At 69.3% G+C, this 24203-nt stretch carries 13 protein-coding genes and 1 pseudogene; 5 read left to right on the top strand and 9 right to left on the bottom strand.

The window, feature by feature from the left end:
• A partial coding sequence (gene pbpC / locus A7A76_RS11370) for a penicillin-binding protein 1C (RefSeq protein WP_206411287.1) occupies window positions 1-2060 on the bottom strand: 2060 nt, incomplete at its 3' end.
• A gap of 177 nt (window positions 2061-2237) precedes the next feature.
• Between pbpC and A7A76_RS26525 the strand changes: the two are divergent.
• Window positions 2238-2282 (top strand): annotated as a pseudogene (locus A7A76_RS26525) (hypothetical protein); the annotation flags it as partial.
• Window positions 2283-2395: 113 nt separating this feature from the next.
• On the opposite strand, the gene A7A76_RS11375 reads toward A7A76_RS26525, so the two are convergent.
• From A7A76_RS11375 to A7A76_RS11385, 3 genes are all read right to left on the bottom strand, one after another.
• Window positions 2396-3481 (bottom strand): hypothetical protein, encoded by a 1086-nt coding sequence (locus tag A7A76_RS11375; RefSeq protein ID WP_206411288.1) that lies wholly within the window; start codon window positions 3479-3481, stop codon window positions 2396-2398.
• Window positions 3482-3567: 86 nt separating this feature from the next.
• A complete protein-coding gene (locus A7A76_RS11380) occupies window positions 3568-4674 on the bottom strand; it encodes a hypothetical protein (protein ID WP_206411289.1) in 1107 nt (368 codons plus the stop codon).
• Entirely contained in the window at window positions 4671-9572 is a 4902-nt protein-coding gene (locus tag A7A76_RS11385; RefSeq protein ID WP_206411290.1) for an alpha-2-macroglobulin family protein, read from the bottom strand. Before A7A76_RS11385 ends, A7A76_RS11380 begins: the two co-directional genes overlap by 4 nt.
• An 887-nt stretch (window positions 9573-10459) precedes the next feature.
• On the opposite strand from A7A76_RS11385, the gene A7A76_RS11390 reads away from it, so the two are divergent.
• The 4 genes from A7A76_RS11390 (at window position 10460) to A7A76_RS11405 (ending at window position 18213) form a co-directional block, all read left to right on the top strand.
• Window positions 10460-12010, top strand: a complete 1551-nt coding sequence (locus A7A76_RS11390) for a M4 family metallopeptidase (RefSeq protein WP_206411291.1) — start codon at window positions 10460-10462, stop codon at window positions 12008-12010.
• Between the two features lie 784 nt (window positions 12011-12794).
• The gene (locus A7A76_RS11395) at window positions 12795-14702 is read left to right on the top strand and encodes a M4 family metallopeptidase (protein ID WP_206411292.1); all 1908 of its coding nucleotides are present in this window, start codon (window positions 12795-12797) and stop codon (window positions 14700-14702) included.
• 330 nt (window positions 14703-15032) lie between these two features.
• Window positions 15033-16874: a S8 family peptidase gene (locus A7A76_RS11400; RefSeq protein WP_206411293.1), complete on the top strand. Its 1842-nt coding sequence runs from the start codon at window positions 15033-15035 to the stop codon at window positions 16872-16874.
• 427 nt (window positions 16875-17301) lie between these two features.
• A complete protein-coding gene (locus A7A76_RS11405; protein WP_206411294.1) occupies window positions 17302-18213 on the top strand; it encodes a S1 family peptidase in 912 nt (303 codons plus the stop codon).
• 81 nt (window positions 18214-18294) lie between these two features.
• Here A7A76_RS11405 and A7A76_RS11410 read toward each other — a convergent pair whose 3' ends face one another.
• The 5 genes from A7A76_RS11410 to mtnA all read right to left on the bottom strand — a co-directional run.
• On the bottom strand, window positions 18295-18648 hold the full coding sequence (locus tag A7A76_RS11410) for a DUF1428 domain-containing protein (RefSeq protein ID WP_206411295.1): 354 nt from the start codon (window positions 18646-18648) through the stop codon (window positions 18295-18297).
• A gap of 238 nt (window positions 18649-18886) precedes the next feature.
• Window positions 18887-19483, bottom strand: a complete 597-nt coding sequence (locus A7A76_RS11415; protein WP_206411296.1) for a YceI family protein — start codon at window positions 19481-19483, stop codon at window positions 18887-18889.
• A gap of 342 nt (window positions 19484-19825) precedes the next feature.
• On the bottom strand, window positions 19826-22528 hold the full coding sequence (gene gyrA, locus A7A76_RS11420; RefSeq protein ID WP_206411297.1) for a DNA gyrase subunit A: 2703 nt from the start codon (window positions 22526-22528) through the stop codon (window positions 19826-19828).
• Window positions 22529-22929: 401 nt separating this feature from the next.
• Window positions 22930-23385, bottom strand: coding sequence for a hypothetical protein (locus A7A76_RS11425; protein ID WP_206411298.1), 456 nt, complete (start codon window positions 23383-23385; stop codon window positions 22930-22932).
• Between the two features lie 61 nt (window positions 23386-23446).
• Window positions 23447-24203: S-methyl-5-thioribose-1-phosphate isomerase (gene mtnA, locus A7A76_RS11430; protein WP_206411299.1), on the bottom strand; the 757-nt coding region annotated here is incomplete at its 5' end.

Here is a 24203-nt window from a genome sequence, read left to right on the forward strand (position 1 = left end):
AGCCACGGCGAGGCCAGCGCCGGCCACCGCGCCAGCGCGCGCGCCTCGCGCACGTGTTCGCGCGCGCACTCGGCCGACAGGCGCAGGCCGCTGCGCGCATCGACTTCGAAACGCTCGACGCCCGCGCTCCACAGCCGCGCGTCGCGTTCGGCGAACGTCGGCGGCGCCGATCCGTCCAGCGTCCAGGCCTCGCGCCGGCGCTGGCACAGCTGCGGCTCGGCCGGATCCGGCGGCAGGCCCAGCGGCCAGCAGATCTCGATCTGGCGTACGCTCGCCGGCGGCGGCAGCGGCACCGCGTCGCCGCGCACGCGCGGCAGGCTGTCGATGGTCTCGAACAACAGCGGCAGCGCGGTCACCGCGCCGTACTGGCCCGGCAACGGCGTGCCGTCGGGCCGGCCGACCCAGACGCCGACGGTGTAGCGGCGCGTGCTGCCCAGCGCCCAGGCGTCGCGGAAGCCGTAGCTGGTGCCGGTCTTCCAGGCCACGCGCGGGCGGCCGCCGGCGTCGAAGGTCTGTTCGACGCTGCCGGGGCGCGGGTTGGCTTCGAGGATTTCGCGCACGATCCAGGCCGCGCCTGGCGACAACAGGCGGCGTTCGACGACGGGTTCGCCGCGGCGATAGCGCACCCGCCCGGCGATGCCGCCGCGGTTGAACGCGGCGTAGGCGCCGACCAGGTCCTCCAGCCGCGCGCCGGTGCCGCCGAGGATCATCGCCAGGTTCGGCTGCGCGCCGCGCGGCCAGTGCAGGTCGATGCCGGCATGCGCCAGGCGCGCGGAGAAACGCGCCGGACCGACCCGGTCGAGCAGATCCACCGCCGGGATGTTGAGCGACAGGCGCAGCGCGCTGGCGGCGCCGACCGGCCCGTTGAACGCGGTGTCGAAATTGCCCGGCCGATAGCCGCCGAAGGATTGCGGCGCATCGACGAACAGGCTTTCCGAATGGATCAGGCCGTCGTCGAGCGCGAGCCCGTACAGGAACGGCTTGAGCGTGGAGCCCGGCGAGCGCCAGGCCTGGACCATGTCGACATGGCCCAGCCGCGCCGCGTCGCCGAAGGTCACCGAGCCGACGTAGGCGCGCGCTTCCAGGCTGGCGTTGTCGACCACCAGCAGCGCCGCCGAGGTGCGTTCGGGCAAGGTCGAAAAATATGCGGCGACGCGGTCTTCCAAGGTGCGCTGCAAGCCCGGATCGATGGTCGACACCAGCCGCGCCGCGCGCGGATCGGCGAAACGCAGCCGCTGCGCCAGCAGCGGCGCGAACCGCGGCGGCTGCAGCGAGCGCGCCACCACCGGCTCGACCTTGGCGTCGGCGACTTGCGCGCGCGTCCACACGCCCAGTTGCGCCATGCGCGCGAGCACCTTGTCGCGGGCGATGCGCGCGCGCTCGGGTTCGCGATCGGGGCGCAGGCGGCTCGGCGATTGCGGCAGCACGGTCAGCAGCGCGGCCTCGGCGTGCGACAGGCGCGAGGACGGCTTGCCCAGGTACGCCCAGCTCGCCGCTTCCACGCCTTCGACGGTGCCGCCGAACGGGGCGCGGTTGAGGTACAGGGCGAGGATCTGCGGCTTGGACAGATGCGCTTCGAGCTGCAGCGCGCGCAGCATCTGCCGGCTCTTGGCCCACAGGCTGCGGCGGCGCTCGCCGGGCTCGGCGTCGAGGATGCGCGCGACCTGCATGGTCAGGGTCGAACCGCCGGAGACCACGCGCCCGCTGCGCAGCCACTGCGCGGCGGCGCGCGCCATCGCCGCCGGATTGATGCCGCGATGGCGCCAGAACCAGCGGTCTTCGTAGTTCAGCAGCGCCTGCAGGTACAGCGGCGACACCTGCGACGTCTCGACCGGATAGCGCCACACTCCGTCGCGGTCGGCGAACGCGCGCAGCGGCGTGCCGTCGCGCGCGACCACCACCGCGCCGGCGTCGCGCGCGCGCGGCAGCGGCAAGGGGAAGGCCAGATCCAGCAGCATCGCCACGCTCGCCAGCGATGCCAGCGCGAGCGTCGCCCACAGCGCGGCGCGGCGCAGGCGGTGGCGGCGCGGCGGCGTGGCGGGGGCGGAAGAGGACGGCATGGAAAACTTCGGCGGTGGTGTAGGAGGGCTTGAGCCTCGACGCTGTTGTGGCAGGACTTCAGGCCTGGAGTTCTTGTCGGAGCGCCTCAGGCCTGGAGTCGTTGTGGGAGGGACTTCAGTCCCGACGCCTTCTTCTCAGGTCGCCGAAACCTCTGCCTGTTCGAAGCGGACTGAGAGAAGAGCATCGGGACTGAAGTCCCTCCCACAAGAGCAAACCTGTAGAGAGCTGGCCTGTAGAGAGCTGGCCTGTAGAGAGCTGGCCTGTAGAGAGCTGGCCTGTGGAGCGCTGGCCTGGGGGAGCAGGCCTGTCCCGCAGGCCTGCCCTGCACCGCCGCTCAGCCCGCGCCGTTGGGCAACTGCAGGCGCAGTTCGCCGTCGATCAGGAACAAGCGCATTTCCTCGTACACGCGCCGGCTGGCCTGTTCGCGGTCGAGCACTTCGCCCAGGGTGTTCGCTTCGGCCTTGACGTCCTTGCCGATGCCGCCGCTGATCTCGATGCGGGCCTGGATCAGTTCCTGGTTGTCCTCGTCGCGGTCTTCGTCGGGATCCCAGTCGATGTGCAGTTCCGACCACTGCGTTTCCTCGCCCTGGCGGCGCTGGCCGACCGCGGTTTCGCCGCCTTCGGCATCGGGCTTGGGCTGCAGCGCGCGCACCTCGCCCAGCAGCAGCGCGTAGTCGGCCAGGCGCTCGGCCGGGAACAGGTCGTCGAAATGGCGCTCGGCCATCGCCCGGTCGATCGTGTCCTTGTTGGCTTCGGCCTGCTCGCCCAGCGCGGTGCCTTGCACCGGCACCGAATGCAACGGCAGCGGGAACTTGAACGTGGCCAGGATCGCGTTCTTGTCCTTGCGCGCGAACGCGTCGGCCAGCGCGCCCAGGCGCTGGCGCAGGCGCGCGTCGGCGCTCTGGCTGTCGATCTTGGCCAGGGTCTTGCCGTTCCAGGCGTAGGTCAGGTAGTCGCGGGTCTTGGGCCGCGCCGCGGTGCAGATGTCGGGCACCTCAAGGTACAGCTTGCCGCCGGCGATCTTGTCCAGGTACACGCAATCGTCAGCCGTGTCGCTCTGCGGCAGCAGCTGCGGGCCGCCGGGGCGGCTCATGATCGCGGCCCACTTCTTCAGCGTCGCCATCTGCGCGTCGGGCGTGCCGTCGCCGTAGGCGACGACGACATCGTCGACGCCGTCGCCGTCGAGGTCGCCGATCAGATGCTCCGATCCCAGCCGCTCGAAGTCGGGCACGCGCTTGCGCAGCGCGGCGAACGCGGCCTGCAGGGTCTGCTTGGGGTCGGCCGGCTTGGCGGCGGGCCGGGCCGCGGCCGGTGCGGCATCGGCGCCGGCGCCGGCCGCATCGGCGGGCTTGTCGCCGGACTGGCAGGCGGCCAGCGACAGGCTCAGCAACAACGCGGCGGACAGTCGGGTGTAAGGCATGCATCGCTCCTTGCGAACGTTCGCGAACGGCGGGGGCCGCTCGTGTGGCGCGGCCCGGGATCGGGCCGAAAAAATGCGCGGCCGGCTCAGCGTTCCAGCCCGTCGAGGTCGTGCTCGCCGGCCTCTTCCAGGTACAGGTCGCCTTCGATCAGGCGCCAGCGCAGGTGATAGCCGACGCCGTCGCCGTCCGGCCATTCCAGGCTGGCGCGCGCATCGACGACGTAAGTGTAGCCGTCGACCTCGACCGCTCCGTCCTCGGGCGCGGTGTCGATGTGCAGGCGGCGCTCGCCGGCCTGGGGACCGGACGGCTTGACCAGGCTGGCCAGCGCCTCGTGATCGTTGAGGCGCTGCAGTTGCAGATGGCCGAGCAGGCCGACCGCATCGGCGAAGGCGCGGCGGCGCTGCGCGTCGGCGAATACCGGCTCGGCCGCAGCGGTCTTGCCGGGCGGCTTCTGGTCCGCCGCCGCGTCCGTCGCCGCGGGCAGCGGGCCCGCGCGCAGATTGCGGTCGAGCGTCGTCCACTTGCCCGCCAGCACCGCCGCGCGCATCGCCTGCAAGCGCGACAGCACGCGTTCTTGCGCGGTTTCCTCCGCCACACGCGCCAGGGCGCCGTTGCGCCATTCGAACTGGTAATAGGCCAGCGTGCGCGGAAACGGCAGCATGCACGCTTCCAGTCCGTCGGCCCACAGGCGGCCGTCGCGGATCTCGCGCAGCGCCGGGCAATCGGCGAATTTTTCGGTCTGGTCGGGCTGCAGCTCCAGCCCGCCCGCGCGCGCCAGCAGCACGCGGATGCTTTTGGCGACGTGGCGCATCGCGCCGTCTTCGCCGATGCCGTATTCCACCGCGACATCGTCGCGGCCGTCGCGGTCGAGATCGCCGGTGACGTACTGGACCTCGAAGCGATCGAAGCCCGGATCGGCCTTGCGCAGGATCGCGTCGGCCTGCTCGATCAAGGGATCGCGCTGCGGCGGCCGGTCGTGCGGCGTGGTACCGCCCCAATTGAGCGCCGGGTCGACGGCCGGACCGGCGGCCGCCGCAGGCGCCGCGGTGGCGGACGCCTCCGCGGCCTGCGTCGTGGTCTGCGCGCCGTGCTTCTTGCATCCGGCCGATACCAGCAACAGCGCCGCGCACAAGGCAAGGCACACCGCGGCGGGACGCAGCGCGCGCCCCGCCGCGCCGCGAGCGGCGCTCACGGCTGGCGCACCGTCAGGCTGGCCGGCGAGGCCTTGCCGACGCCGCGCAGCTCCGGACGGTACATGTCCTCGACCAGCGACGGCGGCACCGTGTAGGTGCCCGGCGTCACCGCGCGCACCAGGTAGAACACCCGCGCGGTGCGGCCGTCGTCGAGCTTGAGCGCGGCGACGTAGCGATCGTCGCGGAACTCCTCGTGCTTGACGTCGGCGGCGCTGGAGCGCTCGGAGATCTCGATCCCGTCCACGACCACGCCGGCCCACTGCTTGGCGTCGCCGAGGTTGAAGTTCTCGATCTCAAGGCCGGCCGGCAGCAGGTCGGTCAGCAGCGCGTCGGGCATCGCGCTGCGCGCCTTGATCGCGACCTGCACGATCAGCGCCTCGCCTTCGACCAGGCTGCCGCCGGACCATTCCTTGCCTTCAGTGGTGTAGTACTTGCGCGTCACCTCGATCTTCGAACCGTCCGCGGCCGGCGGCGTGCGCGGCACGCCGGCGACCTCGAAGCTGGCGTACAGCGGGGTCGGGCCGTTCGGCGCGAAGCTGACGCCCGCGGCCAACTGGGCGAAGTCGAACGCGCGGCCGATCAGCTTGGCCGGATCGGCGTCGGTGGACGCGCCGGCGACGGTCCAGCGGCCCGACAGCTGCTTGCCCTGGTCGGCCATCAGCGCCTTGCCCAGCCGCGCCAGCGCGACCTGCTCCTGCGTGCTCAGGTACAGCCAGCCGCTGTTGCGGCGCGCATCGAGGTCGCGGCCCATCGCCACCGCGCGCGCATCGAACTCCGGCTGCGAGAGCTTGTGCTCGTGCACCAGCGCGATCATCAGCGCATCGTCGCGCAGGCGGCTGCCGTAGTCGCCCAGGTAGTCGGGCCGCTGCGACGGATCGCGGGCGAAGCCTTCCTTGATCGCCTTGGCGCCGCGCGCCTTGTCGCCTTGCAGGCTCAGCGCGAGGCCCAGATGCACCAGCGGCAAGCCGGTCAGGCTTTGCTTGCGGTCGTTGTCGTACAAGGCACGCAAGGTGCCCAGCGGAGCGCGGTTGACCCGCGCCAGCACGTAGCCTGCATGGGCCTGATAGGCGAACTTGAGGTGTTCGCGGCGGTCGTAGCCGTAGAACGAGGCGTTGCCCGCGAGCAAGTCTTCGCCGAGCGCCTTGAGCGCCTTCTGCAGCATCGTCTCGGGCACGGCGAAGCCGGCGTCGCGGGCGTCGAGCAGGAACTCGACCACGTACGGGGTCAGGCCCGGATTGACGTAATCGCCGTCGCCCCACATCGAGAAGTGGCCCGAGGAAATCTGCATCGCCGCGAGCCGGCCGAACGCGCCTTCCATGCGCGCGCGGCGCTGCCTGGCGTCGATGCCCTTGACCCCGAGCATCTTGGCCGTGGCCTCGTCGAGTTCGAGCGCGGCGTAGCCCTTGCTCGTGGTCTGCTCGGCGCAGCCGTACGGGTAGTCCAGCGCGCCCTGCAGCGCGCTGGCGAACGGAATCGGCGGCAGCGCGCTGACCACCATGCGCGCGCTGACCGAATCGGGCATCAGGCCTTCGGCGAAATCGCTGCCGAGCTGGATCGCGCCGATCTCGTCGAGCACGCGGGTGCGCGAGCGCAAAACCGACGGCCAGGCCGGACGCACCGGCAGGTCGTAGCGGCGGTCGACCTTGTAGCCGTTGCCGTCGACCTGCACCCGCACCTGCGCCACGGTGTAGCCCTCGCGCGCGGTCACCGGGAAGGTCAGGGTCTTCTTCGCCTCCACGCCGAGGCTCAGGCTGTGCTCGCCGCCGTCCAGCGACAGCGGGCCGATGCCCTCGACCTTGACCTTGAACTCGCCGGGCTTGCCGGTGAAGTTCTGCACGTCCAGGGTCACGTTGCTCCTGTCGCCCGGCGCCAGCACCCGCGGCGTGCTCGCCTCGGCCAGCACCGGCGCGCGCACGACGGTCTCGGCGTCGCGGTTGCCGTAGCTGCCGCCGGAATACACCAGCGCCGACACCCGCAAGGTGCCGTTGAAGTCCGGCACCGCCAGCTTGATCCGGGCGATGCCCTGGGCGTCGAGCTTGACCGGCCCGGCGAACAGATCGACCGTCTGCACCCGCGCGGTCGGCCGCCGCGCCTGCGGCAGCGCCTGCAAGGCCATGTCGCCGCCGAAGCGGATCTTGGCGCTCTCGCCGTCGAAGCTTTCGATCACCCGGCCGTACACGTCGTACGAATCCACGCCGAGCCGGCGCTGGGCGAAGAAATGCGCGGCCGCGTCGGGCACCGGGAAGCGGGTGATGTTGAGGATGCCCACGTCGACCGCCGAGACGGTCACGTAGGCGTCCTTGCCGGCCAGTTGCGGCGCGCTGACGGTCACCGGCAGGTCCTGCTCGGGCTTCATCAGCTTCGGCACGTTGAGGCCGACGGCGACCTTGCGTTCACGCCGGTCCATCGGCACGAAGGCCACGCCGACCGCGCGCGCCGGGGTGATCTTGCTCGGCGCGCTGCCGCCGCGGAACACCAGCGCGGTGACGTAGACGTCGTGGCGCTCCCAGGCGTCGGTGACCGGAATCTTGAACTTGCTGCCGGCCTTGGCCTTGATCGCCTGCACATAGACCATGCGGTCGGTTTCGACCATCAGCAGGCCCGGGCCCTCATGCGGCGGCGTCACCGTCACCTCGAGCGTATCGCCGGACTTGTACGCGGTCTTGTCCAGCGCCAGCTTGACCTTGTCGGGGCGCGCGTCGAGGCCGCGGTTCTGGTCGTCCCAGCTCCAGCCGGCGCGGAACGGATAGCGCGTGGTGATCTTGGTCTGCGGGTCGTACACGTCGAGGCGGTACTCGCCCCACTCGACCTGGAAGCTGAGCCTGGACGCGTTGGCGCCGAGATCGACGCTGCGCGTTTCCACATCCTCGAAACGGCGGGTGAAGTCGTACTTCCAGCCGCCGTCCTCGCCGTAGTTCCAGTGGTAGTCGCGGCGCTCGCGCACCAGGGTGGCGCGCACGCCCGCGGCCGGGCGCGGCTTGCCGTCGCTGCCCACGCGCATGAGCTCGAAGCCGACCGTGGCGTTGCTGTCGGCGCCGTCCTTGTCGTCGAACAACGGGCGCACGCCGACCAGCGCGTCGGCCGGCCACAGCACCCGCTTGACGCTGCGGTTGACGCTGCGGCCGCCGCTCTCGTAGACGCTGCCGGTGACGATCGCCGCGATGGTGCTGACCGGCTTGGCCTCGTCGGGCAATGCGATGTCCTGCTGCAGCTTGCCGGCGTCGTCCAGCGACGTGTCGATCACGTCCTTGGCCTCCTTCGGCAGGCTCAGGGTCGGGTCGCCGAAGAAATAGCCCGGCATCTGCTCCAGCGGGTGCTGTTCCACCGCCACGGTCATCTTGGCGGTGAAGCGGTTGCCCGCGGCCGGCGCGCCGTACAGATAGGCCGCCTGCACATCGAGCTTGAACGGCTGGCCCGGGCGCAGCACCGCCGGCGCGCCGAGGTCGAGCTTCAGGCGCTCGGGCAAGAACTCCTCGATCCGCAGGGTCATGCCCTGCACCGCCTCCTTGCTGGCCGGATCGGTGCGGAACTCGACCCGCCAGCGGCCGGTGGCGGCGTCGGCGGGAATCAGCTGGGCGTGGCGCACATAGCCCTGCGCATCGGGCTGCAGGCGGGTTTCCAGGAAGGTCTTGCCGTCGGGCTGCACGTAGCGCAGGAACACCGGCTGCATCGCCTTGCCTTTCGTGTCGATCGGCTTGCCGTCCTGGTCGCGCAGCAGCGCCGACAGGCGCACGGTCTCGCCGGGGCGGTACAGGTCGCGCCCGGACCAGGCGAACACGTCGAACCAGGCCTGCTCGCGCCCGGCCACGGCGAATTCGGACAGGTCCAGCGCCGGCTGGTTGAACGGCAGCATCGACACGTCGCTGCCCTTGCCGGCGATCAGCACCTGCGCCGCGTCGAGCTTGTAGTTGAGCAACGCATTGCCGTTGCTGTCGGTCTGGCCCTTGAGCACCGGTTCGCCGTCGGCGCCGATGACCTTCAGTTCCACTCCGCCGACCGCCTCGCCCTTCTCCAGCGAGGCCACGTGCACGAACAACTGGTTCTTGTAGGCGCGCGCGTGCAGGCCCAGGTCGCTGACGGTGAAGAACGCGGTCTCGAACTCGTCCTTGAACTGGCCGGCGCGCTTCATCACCGCGAAATACAGGCCGGGCTGCTGCAGCTCCTTGATGTCCTGCAGCGGCAGGTAGGTCAGCACGCGTTCGTTGGGCTTGCCGCCGAGCACGAAGCGGTTGACGTAGACCGGTTCGGCCAGCTTGGACAGCGGCTTCTTCTCGTCCCAGTCGCGCTCCAGCTCCCAGCTGCCCTTGCGCCCGCCGCGCTGGTACTCGGCGAAGAACTTCGGCAGTTCCTTGTCCTTGACCCGCAGGAATTCGACGTCCACTTCGGCCACGTTGATCGACACCACCGGCAGGCCGCGGCTGTCGCGCGCCGGCAGCACGCTGCCCTGCGAGGCGAAGCCGACCACCGGTTCGAGCGGGCCGGTGTAGACCTGCTTGCTCAGCGCCTGGCCGATGCGGTCGCCGGCCGCGGCGGTGAGGCCGGGCTTGATCGTGACGGTGTAGTCCTTGCTCGCCTCCACATGCGGGAAGCGCAGGATCTTGCCGCCGTCGTCGAGCACCCAGCCGCCTTCGACCGCGGCGCCGTTCTTGTCGGTCACGGCCAGCAACTGGTCGAAGTCCTGGGTGCCGACCAGCGGCTGACTGAATTCCAGGGCGATGGCGAGCTCGTCGCCGCGCTTCTGGTCCGGATAGGCCGCGACCAGGGCGAAGCCCTTGACCGCCTCGCGCTTGACCACGATGGCCTCGCCGCTGGCCTGCGGCAGCTGGCCGCCGCCATCGCGCTTGCAGCCGGCGACGAGGGCGGTGGCCGCGATCAACACGGCGGCCGCGACCCGCATCAACGGGCCGCTGCAGCGTCCGGCGCGGGTGCGCGGCGTGGGTCTCGAGAGGGCGGTTCCATCCGCGGGTCCGTCCAGGGGCTGCGTTCGCATCATGCGTATCTCTCAGGGAACTGCGACGAGTATAGAGCGTGCGCATGCACGCGGTAATCGCTGGATGAGGGCGGATGTGAGCGCGGCGCGGCGTGGTCCGCCGATCCGTCGTGAGCGCTTCCTGCAGGAGCGGCGCGAGCTGCGACCGCGGGGCTCATGGTCGCGCCGCAATCGTGCGACCTCGCGGTCGCGGCTCGCGCCGCTCCTACAGGGCGCCGACGACACTTGCGCTGCGGGCGATCTGTGCGCTGGTTTCGGTTTCCTTCTCATACCCGCCGCCATGAGCAAAGGTTATGTGCGCGACCGATTTCCGATAATGCTGCGCCAAGCCGCAGAACCACGGAAAAATACGTCACAAGCGCATATTGACCGGCGAATTCTCCCGGGATCGGCACCCAATTCGAATCTCCATGATTCTCCGGAAAAATCTCCCGAAGGGATCGAAATTAAATACCGATCACATAATCCAATCCCGCACGCCCCGGCGAACCCTCGCTCCAACCCCAATCTTATGCTGCACTGCAGCATAATCGTTGAAACACTATTACTATTTTCAACATTTCTCCTTTTGAATCCGGGATTTACGTATCCCAGGCGCGGCAACGGTTTCGCCCGAAACCGCTGCGAAAACCGCCTCGGAAAACGTCGCGTTCCGAATGTGACCGCGGCACGCCGCGTTGCCCGCCCCCGGCCGCCTGCCTAGCGTCGATTCCGCCGCACGCACACGCCGCGGCATCCGCGAGAAACCCGCGGACACGGCCGTCATTTTCTCCCCTCACCTCCGGAGCATTCCCATGCATCGCAACGTATCGGCATTGTCCCTCGCCCTTTCGCTGGTCCTCGCCGCCGGCGCCGCCGACGCGGCGCAGGTGATCGACCTGCACAGCGTCGACGTGGCCAAGCTCAACCGCCAGTACCAGGCCGCGACCGCCAAATCCGGCGCCGTCGCCAAGGCCGACCTGCGCCACGCCGAAGTGATCGCGCTCGACACCGACTCCTCGCTGACCCAACTCAAGAGCAGCGTCGACGCCGACGGCTCGCGCAACTACCGCTATCAACAGACCTACCAGGGCGTCGCGGTGTTCGGCGAAAACGTGGTGGTGCGCGAAGACGCGCAGGGCAACGTGCGCGCGCTGTTCGGCCGCTCGGTCGCCGGGCTCAAGGCCGACCTGCCCAAGCTCGACGCCAGGCTCAGCGCCGCGCAGGCGCTCGGCCTGGCCAAGGCCGCCGTGCACGGCAAGCGCGCCGCCGCGCTGCAGATCCGCAACGAGAACAGCCGCAAGGTGATCTTCGTCGATGACGCCCGCCAGGCGCGCCTGGCGTATGCGGTCGACTTCGTCTCCGACACGGTCGGCGGCGGCGAGCCGAGCCGTCCGTTCGCGATCGTCGATGCGGCCAGCGGCAAGATCCTCAAGCAGTGGGAAGGCCTCAACCACGCCCAGGTCGGCACCGGCCCCGGCGGCAACCAGAAGATCGGCCAGTACGAGTACGGCAGCGGCGGCCGTCCGTTCCTCGACGTCACCCAGAGCGGCAGCACCTACACCTTCAACACGACCAACGTGAAGACGGTCAACCTCAACCACGGCACCAGCGGTTCCACCGCCTATTCCTACACCGGCCCGCGCAATACGGTGAAGACCATCAACGGCGCGTACTCGCCGCTCAACGATGCGCACTACTTCGGCAAGGTCGTGTTCGACACCTACCAGGCCTACACCGGCCTGTCGCCGCTGACCTTCCAGCTGGCCCTGCGCGTGCACTACAGCCGCAACTACGAGAACGCGTTCTGGGACGGCCGCACCCTGACCTTCGGCGACGGCGCGACCACGTTCTATCCGCTGGTCTCGCTCGACGTGGTCGCGCACGAGGCCTCGCACGGCTATACCGAGCAGCAGTCGGGCCTGATCTACTCCGGCCAGTCCGGCGGCATCAACGAGTCCTACTCCGACATCGCCGGCGAAGCCGCCGAGTTCTACGCGCGCGGCAGCAACGACTTCCTGGTCGGCGCCGACATCTTCAAGGCCTCCGGCCGCGCCCTGCGCTACTTCGACGACCCGACCCGCGACGGCCGTTCGATCGGCCACGCCAGCAACTACACCAACGGCCTGGACGTGCACTACTCCTCGGGCGTGTTCAACAAGGCCTTCTACCTGCTGGCCAAGAAGCCGAACTGGGGCACGGTCAAGGCGTTCAAGGCCTTCGCCAAGGCCAACAAGGACTACTGGACCCCGAGCACCAACTTCAACCAGGGCGGCCAGGGCGTGCGCCAGGCGGCGGCGGACCTGGGCTACAGCACCGCGGACGTCATCGATGCCTTCCGCCAGGTCGGCGTGACCGCGCAGTAACCGCAACCCGGCCGGCGCGGCCTCGGCCGCGCCGGCCTTCGGAGCTTTTACGTATTGGCGACCCCGGCCCCGGCCGGGGTTTTTTCTGCGGATTTTCCACCGCGGAAAAATCCGCGCCGCCGTCGCACCGGCGGCTGCGGCAAGGATATGAGGCACCGTTCCGGTTTCCGCAACGCGCCCGGACTCATGAAGAAACATAATGATCCGGGACTGCAATGGGCCTAACAGAAACGCGCGTGCACGGGTCACATCAGCCGATGGACATAATCGGCGAAAGGGAAACTGAGAAATAAGACCGCTACGGCGCGCGCCGCGGCTTTGGGCGCTTTTCCCGCTGAAATCGCTTGCAGACGACCGCAGTCACATTAATTCAACGCATAAGGCATCCCAACCCCCTACCCGCATCCGCAATATCCTGCTGCATCGCAGCAACATCAGTGAAACATTATTACGGCGATGTTTCGAAGGCCGATTTCGCGACAAAGCGCCACAGCCAAGGCGGCGCAATGCTTTCAGTCGAAACCGTGTTGCGCGCGCACATGCGCAGGTCGCATTCGCACTGTGAACTGCGCAACCCGCGTTGACGGTTTTTTCGTGCCGCCCCTAGCGTCCCTCCGCCGCGCGGCGCCAGCGCGGTATCCGCACGAAGTCCGGCAACGCAGCGCCCTCGCGGCACGGATCGTCCGAGAGCGTCGCCGCGGGCTACGGGGGAGCGGATTGCACGAGCACTGAGAGCCGGCCGCGAACGCGGCCACCATCCATAACTCGTTTGGGGGTAATACCAGTGAATCGCAATGTATCGGCCCTGTCCTTCGCTCTGTCGCTCGCCCTCGTCGCCGGCGCCGCCGGCGCGGCCCAACGCGTCGACCTGCACAGCGTGGACGTCGCCAAGCTCAACCAGCAGTACCAGGCCGTCGCCGCCAAGTCCGGCGCCGCCGCCAAGGCCAACGTGCGCCATGCCGAACTGATCGCGCTCGACGCCCAGTCCTCGCTGAAGCTGCTCAAGAGCAGCGTCGACGCCGACGGCTCGCGCAACTACCGCTATCAGCAGACCTACAACGGCCTGCCGGTGTTCGGCGAGCACGTGGTCGTGCGCGAAGACGCCAAGGGCAACGTGCGCGCGCTGTTCGGCCGCTCGGTCGCCGGCCTCGCCTCGGAACTGCCGGCCGGCCTGAAGGCCAAGTTCGACAGCGCGCAGGCGCTGAGCGTGGCCAAGAGCGCCGGCATGGGCAAGAGCGCCACCGCGCTGGTCACGCGCAACGAAAGCAGCGAGCAGATGATCTACATCGACGACGCCGGCAAGGCCCACGTCGCCTATGTCGTCAACTACTTCGCCGACGCGCCCAAGGGCGGCTCGCCGATGCGTCCGTTCGTCATCGTCGACGCCAGCAGCGGCAAGGTGCTCAAGCAGTGGGACGGCCTGAACCACGCCCTGGTCGGCACCGGCCCCGGCGGCAACCAGAAGACCGGCCAGTACGAGTACGGCACCGACTTCGGGTTCAACGACGTGACCCAGAGCGGCAGCACCTGCACGATGAACAACACCAACGTGAAGACGGTGAACCTCAACGGAGGCACCAGCGGCACGACGGCGTTCTCGTACACCTGCCCGCGCAACACGGTCAAGACCATCAACGGCGCGTACTCGCCGCTCAACGATGCGCACTACTTCGGCCATGTCGTGTTCGACATGTACAACAGCTACGTCGGCACCCCGCCGCTGACCTTCCAGCTGAGCATGCGCGTGCACTACAGCACCAGCTACGAGAACGCGTTCTGGGACGGCTCGGCCATGACCTTCGGCGACGGCGCGACCACGTTCTATCCGCTGGTCGCGCTCGACGTGGCCGCGCACGAGGTCTCGCACGGCTTCACCGAGCAGCAGTCGGGCCTGGTGTACTCCGGCCAGTCCGGCGGCATCAACGAAGCCTATTCGGACATCGCCGGCGAAGCCGCCGAGTTCTACATGCGCGGCAGCAACGACTTCCTGGTCGGCGCGCAGATCTTCAAGGGCACCGGCGCGCTGCGCTACATGGCCAACCCGCCGCAGGACGGCCGCTCCATCGGCCACGCCAGCAACTACTACAACGGCCTGGACGTCCACTACTCCTCGGGCGTGTACAACAAGGCCTTCTACCTGCTGGCCAGCAAGTCCGGCTGGGGTACGGTCAAGGCGTTCAAGGTCTTCGCCAAGGCGAACAAGGACTACTGGACCCCGAGCACCGACTTCAACCAGGGCGCCTGCGGCGTCGAACAGGCGGCCACCGACCTGGGCTTCACCCTGGCCGACGTTTCCGACGCGTTCCTGCAGGTCGGCGTGGACTGCCCCGGCGGCGGCCCTGGCCCGGGCGGCCAGACCTACACCAACGACACCGACTACGCGATCAACGACAACGCCACGGTCGACAGCCCGATCACGGTCTCCGGCCGTACCGGCAACGCGCCGACCAACGCGCAGGTGACGGTCAACATCATCCACACCTACCGCGGCGACCTGAAGGTCGACCTGGTCGCGCCGGACGGCTCGCTGTACAACATCAGCAACCGTTCGGGCGGCAGCGCCGACAACATCACCGGCACCTTCACCTTCAACCTCTCCAGCGAACCGCTCAACGGCACCTGGAAGCTGCGGGTGAACGACAACGCCAACGCCGACACCGGCCGCATCGACAAGTGGAGCATCACGTTCTGATGCGTTGAACGAGCGCACGGATGCGACGGGCCGCACGGCCCAGGAAAACCCCGGCCTCGGCCGGGGTTTTTCTTTTTCCGGGGCTGCGACGACGGTCACGCGCGGCGTTCGGTTTTTTCGACGCAGCCGGCTCCGGGCGCGACTGCGGACCGATCAAGATCGCGATGGCCGGATCGAACGGCCGCACCTGCGCTCGCGCGCTGCATCGGCGAGCTGGAACGCCCGCTGCGGGCAACACGGTCCAAGGAGGACACCATGAATCGTAGTTTCGGGCCCCGCGCGGCGAACGCCGCCGGATCGGCGGGGACCGCGGCCGCGCGCCGCGCAGTCATGGCGCTCGCGGCGCTCGCCGCGTTGGCCGCGCTCGGCGAGGCGAACGCCAGCGACGACTACCGCAAGGCGCTGACCTGGACGGTGCTGGACCAGGGCGAGGGCCTGGTCCGCGTCGGCGCCGACGCCGCCTCCAACGCCTATCTCGGCGACACCCGGATCGATACGGAGTTGCCGCTGCTGTGCGCGAGCGTCGACGGGCGCGCCGCGCCGGGCGGGATCGCCTACGGCTACGACCAGGGCTGGCTCGGCGGCGAGGTCAAGACCACGCCCGCGATTCACGGCGCGGTGCTGACCTCGCGGGAAAAAGGCGACGAGATCTGCGCCGACCGCTTCGGCGCAGGCTGGCGCCTGGCCGAATTCCACGACGGCCGCTACGGCGCCGATTTTCAATCCCGTGGCGGCTGGACGTTCTGGGCGGCCGGGCAACTGCCGGCCGGCACGCGCTTTTGGACCGCCATCGACGACCAGCCGGCCAACGCCTGGAACTCGGCCGGCGAGGTGCCGGCGGTGCAGGTGCCCAAGTTCCTGCCGTCGCAGGCGCCGGTTCCCGGCCAGTACGTCGTCAGCTTCCGCGAAGACACGCCCGACGGTTCGGTCGAAGCGCTCGCGCAAGACTTGTTGAACCGCTACGGTGGCGCGGTCATCAATGTCTTTCCCAGCGCGCAGGGTTTTTCCTTCACCGGCACGGCCGCGCAGGCCCAGGCCATGAGCGCCGATGCCGTGGTCGAGTCGGTCGAGGAGGACACCTATGGCGAGCCGGCCGAGTACTGGAACCGCGACCGCGTCGATCAACGCGAGCGGCCCGGCGACGGCCGTTATGTTCCCGCCAACGACGGCTCGGGCGTCAACATCTACGTGCTCGACACCGGATTCCGCCGCTCGCACGAGCAGTTCGGCGGCCGCGCCAGCCAGCAAGCCGACTTCATCCGCTTCATGGGTTCGCGCGACGACTGCAACGGCCACGGCACCGCGGTCGCGAGCGCGGCCGGCGGCAGCACGCTGGGCGTGGCGACCGCGGCCAACCTGATTTCCGTGCGCATCGCCGGGTGCGGCGGCGTCGCCTACAACCCGCTGAACTCGCTGACCACGTCGACCATCGTCGCCGGGCTGGACTGGGTTACGCGCCATCACGTCAAACCCGCGGTCGTCAACATCAGCTACGGCTCGCCGCCCGGCTTCTGGCGCCGCTGGTTCAACTGGCGCACCCCTCAGGACCGCGCCGTGCGGCGCGCCGTCGCGGCGGGCATCACCGTGGTGGTCGCGGCCGGCAACGAAAACAAGAACGCCAACCGCTCCACGCCCGCGCGCGCCCCGGAAGCCATTTCCGTCAGCGCGACCGACTACGTCGATACGCGCGCGCCCTTCGGCAACTACGGCAAGGTCGACCTGTTCGCGCCCGGAGTCGGATTGACCTTGGCCGATTACCAAAGCGATAACGGCTATTCGTACGGCAGCGGCACCTCGTACTCGGCACCGATGGTCGCCGGCGCTGCCGCCGTCTATTTGCACGATCATCCCGCGGCCAGTCCAGCCGAGGTGCGCGAGGCGCTTCAGAACAACGCCACCCAGGGCGTCGTCGGCGACGCCGGGCCCGGTTCGGCCAATCGGCTGCTGTATGTGGGGCCGATCGCCGCCAATCCTTATCGACCGGTAGGCGCGAGCGGATGCTACATCGGCGGCATGGGTTACGCCGCTCATATCGTTCGCGAGCGGATCGCAGCTCAATGCGCTGCCCTGGCGGGCACGCTGGTCCCCGGAAGCGAGACGATCTTGAACCAGTCCTACGAGGGAGAACGTTCCTGCATCGCCATCAAGGCCGACTGCGACGTGCGCGGCTGACTGTCGCGGATCGCAAGCGCGCAGCGTTCGGTCAGGCCGGTCCCGCCGCCTGCTTCGATAGCGCCGGATCGGACGCTTCCCGCAAGGTCCGCCGCATGGGCATCGCGTGCGCTGCGGAGCGAAACCTCGCATGAGCGCTCGCTCCGAGCTTCTCGCAAACTCGCGCGCACGCTGCATGCACACCTTGTAATCGAGTTGTGGTTCTGGAATAGCCCACACACAACCCAGCGTCTTCGACGCCGCCGCACCCGCGCGATGAGCGCGGCGCAGCGCTATTCCTGAGTTGCGGCCCGCGCGTCCGCTCCCCTGTCCCGCCGACTACGCGCACGGCATCCCCGCCGGCATCGATTCGCTGCGTTCGCGCAGCGGAGCGGGACGACTCGTCCCCGCGATTCAACCATCGCCACTTCAAAACGGAGAAACACCCATGAAAGCCCTGCAATGGATCACCCTGGCCGGCCTGCTGGCCGCGTCCGCCCTGGCCGCCCCCGCGCATGCCGCGGACAAGGCGCCAGGCGAGATCGTGCGCCCGCAGATCATCGGCGGCGTCGACGTCGCCAACGGCAAGTTCCCGTTCATGGTCACCGTGCAGCTCAAGCTGCTCGGCGGCGCGAACGCCTACGACAATCACTGGTGCGGCGGTTCGCTGATTTCGCGCTGGCTGGTGCTGACCGCCGCGCATTGCGTCGCCGGCTTCGAGGCCGCGGATTTTTCGGTCGTCGCCGGACGCACCGCGCTCAAGAACGACGCCCAGGGCGTCAAGGCCGAAGTCGCTTCGGCCTATGTGCATCCCAAGTACCTGGCCGGCGACGGCGGCTACGACGTCGCGGTGCTGATCCTGAAAGCCCCGATCGACAAGATCAAACCGGTCGCGCTGGTCAGCGCCGGCACCGACGCGCTCGAGCGTCCGGGCACGCAGCTGACCAACATCGGCTGGGGCAACACCATCCAGCAAAATCCGTTCCCGCCCGGCGGCAACGGCGTGCGCCAGCCCAACCGCCTGCAGGAAGTGCAGTTGCCGGTGGTGTCCTACGCCGAATGCGAATATGCGTACCGCGACAGCAACATGCTCGCCAGCGCCCCGCTCGACCTGTGCGCCGGCCGCACCGGCAAGGACGCCTGCCAGGGCGACTCGGGCGGTCCGCTGTTCGTGACCTTGCCGGGCGAGAAGAACTTCCTCCAGGTCGGCGTGGTCAGCCGCGGCGCCGGTTGCGGCGCGACCGGTTATCCGGGCGTGTTCACCCGCGTGGCCAACGAGGAGATCTCGGCTTTCATCGCCGATCCTTTCAGCACCGGCGCCAAGAGCCACACCGTCAAGAAGGCGGCTGCGGCGAGGTAAGCCGCGGCGCGACCGACACCATCGGCGCCATCGCCGCCGCGCCGGATCGCTCCGGCGCGGCGGTTCGCGCGGTGTCGCGGCCTACAGCACCACCAGCGACTTGAAGCCGCCGTAGATCATGCGCTTGGCGTCGAACGGCGCGTTCTGCATGTCCATCTGCAGGCGCGGGTCTTTCATCACTTGCGCGTTGATCTTGTCGCGCTGCTTGCGCGACTTGTAGACGATCCACGAGAACGCCACCACCTCGCCCGGCTTGAGCTTCACCGCCATCGGAAACGAGGTGAGCCTGCCCGGCGGAACGTCGTCGCCGATGTTTTCCCAATAGGCGACCGCGCCGTACTCCATCCAGATTTTCCCGGCCTTGCGCGCGAGCTTGCGATAGGCGGCGATGTTGTCCTTCGGCACCGCGACCACGAAACCGTCGACGTAACTCATGCGTCCTCCTGCGGGCCCTGGGCCCTGTGTGGGGAAATCGCGCGGCGTCGCTACGCAGCATGATTCGCGTGGTTCGCCGCCCTGCCCGACTGTGGGCGCCGCACGCGGCGCGCCCTAGTGCGGTTTGTCATCAGCGCCCGCGCACGAACGTGCGGACTGCGCGGGCGCCGTGCGGCGCGCGCGCGCCGGCCTGCGCGACCGGCGCGGGCGCGAGCTTCGCGCGCACCGCACGCGCCGCTCATTTCGCCGCGGCGCCTTCCTCGACGATGGCCTCGACCTGGATGCGCAGGTTCACCGTCATGTCGAAACCGTAATCCTTGCCGGCGCTCATGCCGAACTTGTCGCGCTGGAAGCTCGCGCTGGCGTCGGCGCCGCAGACCTCGCGCTTGTACATCGGATGCGGCATGCACTTGAACTGGTCGATGCGCAGCTCCAGCGGCTGGGTCACGCCGTGCAGGGTCAGCGTGCCCACGACCTTGCCCGGCTTGCCGTTCTTGAACCCGGCGAGCTTGCCCTTGTAGGTCGCGGTCGGGAACTTGGCGACGTCGAACAGCATCGGCTTCCTGGCCTCTTCGTTCATCGCATCCAGGCCGAAGTTCACGCTGGCGACGTCGATGCTCACCTCCACCGTACCGGTGCCGGCCTGCTTGTCGAGCACGATGCTGCCCGCGGACTTGTCGAACTTGCCGCGCCACTTCGACAGGCCGCCCATGTGGTCGGCCTCGAAGCTGGGATAGGTGTGGGAGGGATCGATCTTGTAGGTCGCCGGCGCCGCTGCGGCGGTGCCGGCGAACAGGGCGAGCGAGGTCAACAGGCAAAGCGCGGACGTGTGCATGGGGCGGTCTCCGGTGGCGGTTCGGGGGGCGGTGTGCGAAGCGGAAGAACCGAATAACGAGCGGCCGCGAACGGGCCGGCCGCAGCAGCGAGGCACGCTAGCACCGGCCGCGGCGCAGCCGCAATCGCGGCCGCGCGCTGATCGGCTGCGCGCAGACCGGCATTCGGCCGGGTCGTGCGCTGCAGCATGGTCGCTCCGCGGGGTCGGCGGCGAGCCGTATTCGGGCTTCTGCTATCGCGACGAACGAGGCGCCCCGGTTTCGACAAGGGCGGCCCAAAAAAAACGCCGCCCGAAGGCGGCGTTTTCTCGACCGGGGCATCGCGATCCGATGCCCGGCCGGCCTCAGGCCTCGGGCGCCGGGGCCTCGGGCGCTTCGCCCGCCGCGTCCGCGGCCGGCGCGGCCGGGGCCGGTTCGCCCTCGCCGTCCTCGTCGTCCAGCGAGGCGTCCACGCGCTCGATGGTCTGCAGGGTCTCGCCTTCGGACAAGCGCATCAGGGTCACGCCCTGGGTGTTGCGGCCGACCTGCGAGATCTCCGCCGCGCGCGTACGCACCAGGGTGCCGCCGTCGGAGATCATCAGCACTTCGTGGTGGTCGCTGAGCTGGATCGCGCCGACCAGGGCGCCGTTGCGCTCGTTGGTCTTGAGCGCGATCACGCCCTGGGTGCCGCGGCCCTTGCGCGGGTAGTCCTCCACCGGCGTGCGCTTGCCGTAGCCGCGTTCGCTGGCGGTGAGGATGTCGCCGTCGCCTTCGACCACGACCAGGCTGACCACCACCGTGCCGCTGTCGTTCGGCGCGTCGACCGCGTCGACATCGCCCTCGGCCACGGCCGCGTCGTCGCCTTCGCTCTCCGCCGCCGACGCCGCCAGCAGGCGCATGCCGCGCACGCCGCCGGCGGTGCGGCCCATCGGCCGCACGGTCGATTCGGCGAAGCGCGCGGCGCGCCCGTTGGAGGCGAACAGCATCACGTCGCGCTCGCCGTTGGTCAGGGCCACGTCGACCAGCGCGTCGCCGTCGTCGAGGTTGATCGCGATCTTGCCGCGCGCCAGCTTGAACGCGAACTCGGTCAGCGGGGTCTTCTTGACCCGGCCGTTGCGGGTGGCGAAGAACACGAAGTGGTCCTCGTCGTACTCGCGCACCGGCAGCACCGCCTGCACCTGCTCGCCGGCTTCCAGCGCCAGCCAGTTGATGATCGGGCGGCCGCGCGCGTTCGGGCCGGCCTCGGGCAGCTGGTGCACCGGCAGCCAGAACACCCGGCCGGCGCTGGTGAAGGTCAGCAGCGTGTCGTGGGTGTTGACCAGCCACAGCTTGTCGATGAAGTCCTCGTCCTTGGTCGCCGCCGCATTGCGGCCCTTGCCGCCGCGTTTCTGCGCGCGGTAGGCGCTGACCGGCTGGCGCTTGGCGTAGCCGGCGTGCGAGAGCGTCACCACCACGTCTTCCGGCGCGATCAGGTCGAGGATGTCGAGGTCTTCCTCGCTGGCGCGGATCTCGCTGCGGCGCTCGTCGCCGAACTCTTCCTTGAGGTTGCGCAGCTCGGTGCGGATCACCTCGAGCAGCACGTCGGGGTTCTCGAGGATCTCGATCAGGCCGCGGATCGCTTCGAGCAGTTGGCGGTATTCCTCGGTGAGCTTTTCCTGCTCCAGGCCGGTCAGGCGGTGCAGGCGCATTTCCAGGATCTGGTTGGCCTGCACTTCGGTCAGCTGGTAGCGGCCGTCGTGCAGGCCCACGCCCGCGGGCAGGTCTTCCGGACGCGAGGCTTCCGCGCCGGCGGCCTGCAGCAACGCGCCGACCAGGCCCGGTTCCCAGGTCTTGGCCAGCATGCGCTCGCGCGCTTCGTTCGGATTCGCCGAGGTCTTGATCAGCTCGATCATCTCGTCGATGTTGGCGAGCGCGACCGTCAGGCCTTCCAGGATGTGCGCGCGCTGGCGCGCCTTGCGCAATTCGAAGATGGTGCGCCGGGTCACCACCTCGCGGCGGTGGCGCACGAACGCTTCCAGCACCTGCTTGAGCGTCAGCAGCTGCGGCCGGCCGTCGACCAGGGCGACCATGTTGATGCCGAACACCGACTCCATCTGCGTCTGCTGATAGAGGTTGTTGAGCACCACTTCGGCCGCTTCGCCGCGCTTGACCTCGATGAAGATGCGCATGCCGTCCTTGTCGGACTCGTCGCGCAGCTCGCTGATGCCTTCCAGGCGCTTTTCCTTGACCAGCTCGGCGATCTTCTCGATCAGCCGCGCCTTGTTCACCTGGTAGGGGATCTCGGTGACGACGATCGCCTCGCGGCCGGTGTCCTGGTTGACCTCGATCTCGGCGCGCGCGCGCATGCGCACGCGGCCGCGGCCGGTGCGGTAGGCCGCGACGATGCCGGCGGTGCCGTTGATGATGCCCGCGGTCGGGAAATCCGGGCCCGGGATGTAGGCCATCAGGCCGTCGACGTCGATCTCCGGCTCGTCGATCAGCGCGATGGTCGCGTTGATGACTTCGGTGAGGTTGTGCGGCGGGATGTTGGTGGCCATGCCCACCGCGATGCCGGCCGAGCCGTTGACCAGCAGGTTCGGCACCCGCGTCGGCAGCACCGTCGGCTCGAGTTCCTTCTCGTCGTAGTTGGGCTGGAAATCGACGGTTTCCTTGTCGATGTCGGCGAGCAGCTCGTGGGTCAGGCGCGTCATGCGCGCTTCGGTGTAACGCATCGCCGCGGCGTCGTCGCCGTCGACCGAACCGAAGTTGCCCTGGCCGTCGACCAGCAGGTAGCGCAGCGAGAACGGCTGGGCCATGCGCACCAGGGTGTCGTACACCGACTGGTCGCCGTGCGGGTGGTACTTGCCGATGACGTCGCCGACGATGCGCGCCGACTTGAAGTGCGGCTTGTTGGCGTGGGTGCCGAGCTCGTTCATCGCGTACAGGACGCGGCGGTGCACCGGCTTGAGGCCGTCGCGAACGTCGGGGAGCGCGCGCCCCACGATCACGCTCATGGCGTAGTCGAGGTAGCTGCGGCGCATCTCGTCTTCGAGATTGACCTGGATGATTTCCTTGGCGAGTTCGGCCATCAGGGTTCCGTTGCTGCGTACAGTGATTCGGACGCCCCCGCGCGAACGGGGCCGCCATTCCCGCGGGAACGACGGCGCAACCAACACGACAAACCTGCCGGAAACGCGAGCCCGGCGGGCCTGTCCTGCAGCTCGCTAGGGGCGGCATCAAAGAGACACGCGACTATAGCACAAAACCGCTTTCGCATGGGCCCGATTCCCACGCAGAAACAAGCACTTGGCGGGGTTTTTCAGCTGCGCTGCAACATCCGCGGCGGCCCTTGCGCGCGGGCGGCCCGCGGCGTCCGCCGCGGTCGCGGCAAAACCGGGTTTCCGTCTCCGGCCGCGCGCCCTCGCCTGCCGTCGCGGCCCGCTCCCGCGACGCCCGCGCACAGCGCCTCCCGGGGCTCGGGAAAGCGGGCTCAGGTGTCGTAGTCGCCGCTGTCCCAGGGCTCGAAGAAGGCCATGTAGTCGCCCGGCTGCAGGCTGATCGAGAGCTGCTCGCCCTCGTCTTGCGGCCAGTTCGGGATCAGGCCGAACTCGACGCCGAAGCGCGTCAGCGAGAACGGCGCGATCTGGATCCGGTCGAATTCGATTTCGCCCAGCTCGGCCAGGCGCTGCTCGTAGACCCGGTTGCGCGCCTCGCGGTCCATCTGCGCGCGCGGCCCGAATTCGTCGATGCGCGCCTCCAGCAGCGTGCCGGCGGCGTCGAACAGGTACAGCGCGACGAACTCGTTGCCGGCCGAGCCCTGCAGCGCGCCGGCGAAGGGCGTGGTCAGGAAGAACTGGCGACCGTCGGCGAGCCGGCCGATGTGTTCGGCGTGGTAATCGTCGTGATCGATCGCGATCAGCGCGGGCAGGTCGTGGCGCTCGGGCATCGTCCTTCTCCTTGGAAACGTGCCGGTGGCGCGCATCCGGCGCGCCGACGGCGCGCGGGCTTCAGCCGGCGGAAAACGCCGCGCGCATCGCCGCCGCGTCCGGGCGCTCGATCACCCCGCGCTCGGTCACGATGGCGTCGATCAATTCGTGCGGGGTCACGTCGAACACCGGATTCCAGGCCCCGACCCGCTCGGCCGCGGTGCGCGCGCCGCCGACGGCGAACAGTTCGGCCGGATCGCGTTCTTCGATCTCGATCAGATCGCCCGAGGCGGTGGCCATGTCCACGGTCGAGGACGGCGCCACGACCATGAACTTGACCCCGTGGTGGCGCGCGGCGATGGCCAGTTGGTAGGTGCCGATCTTGTTGGCGGTGTCGCCGTTGGCGCAGATGCGGTCGGCGCCGACGACGACCCAGCCCACCTGCCCGCTCTTGAGCAAATGCGCGGCGGCCGAATCGGCGATCAGCGTGGGCGCGATGCCGTCCTGCTCCAGCTCCCACACGGTCAGGCGCGCGCCCTGCAGCCACGGCCGGGTCTCGCCGGCGAACACACGCTCGATCCGGCCCTGGGCGACGCCGGCGCGGATCACGCCGAGCGCGGTGCCGAAGCCGGCGGTGGCCAGCGAGCCGGTGTTGCAGTGGGTCAGCACGCCGCGGCCGGGTTCGATCAGGGCCGCGCCGAGCGCGCCCATGCGCCGGTTGGCGGCCAGGTCTTCGTCGGCGATGGCCTGCGCCTCGCGTTCCAGCGCCTGGCGCCAGTCGGCGCCGGCGCCGGCCAGCGCGCGGCGCATGCGCGCCAGCGCCCAGGCCAGGTTGACC

It is taken from the genome of Lysobacter enzymogenes, from assembly GCF_017168095.1.
Classification (GTDB): domain Bacteria; phylum Pseudomonadota; class Gammaproteobacteria; order Xanthomonadales; family Xanthomonadaceae; genus Lysobacter; species Lysobacter enzymogenes_D.

Excerpts from the sequence above, each read along its gene's own strand:
- A7A76_RS11375 (WP_206411288.1), bottom strand. The coding sequence starts at position 3,481 with ATGCCTTACACCCGACTGTCCGCCGCGTTGTTGCTGAGCCTGTCGCTG.
- A7A76_RS11385 (WP_206411290.1), bottom strand. The coding sequence starts at position 9,572 with ATGCGGGTCGCGGCCGCCGTGTTGATCGCGGCCACCGCCCTCGTCGCC.
- A7A76_RS11390 (WP_206411291.1), top strand. The coding sequence starts at position 10,460 with ATGCATCGCAACGTATCGGCATTGTCCCTCGCCCTTTCGCTGGTCCTC.
- A7A76_RS11400 (WP_206411293.1), top strand. The coding sequence starts at position 15,033 with ATGGCGCTCGCGGCGCTCGCCGCGTTGGCCGCGCTCGGCGAGGCGAAC.
- A7A76_RS11405 (WP_206411294.1), top strand. The coding sequence starts at position 17,302 with ATGAAAGCCCTGCAATGGATCACCCTGGCCGGCCTGCTGGCCGCGTCC.
- A7A76_RS11410 (WP_206411295.1), bottom strand. The coding sequence starts at position 18,648 with ATGAGTTACGTCGACGGTTTCGTGGTCGCGGTGCCGAAGGACAACATC.
- A7A76_RS11415 (WP_206411296.1), bottom strand. The coding sequence starts at position 19,483 with ATGCACACGTCCGCGCTTTGCCTGTTGACCTCGCTCGCCCTGTTCGCC.
- gyrA (WP_206411297.1), bottom strand. The coding sequence starts at position 22,528 with ATGGCCGAACTCGCCAAGGAAATCATCCAGGTCAATCTCGAAGACGAG.
- A7A76_RS11425 (WP_206411298.1), bottom strand. The coding sequence starts at position 23,385 with ATGCCCGAGCGCCACGACCTGCCCGCGCTGATCGCGATCGATCACGAC.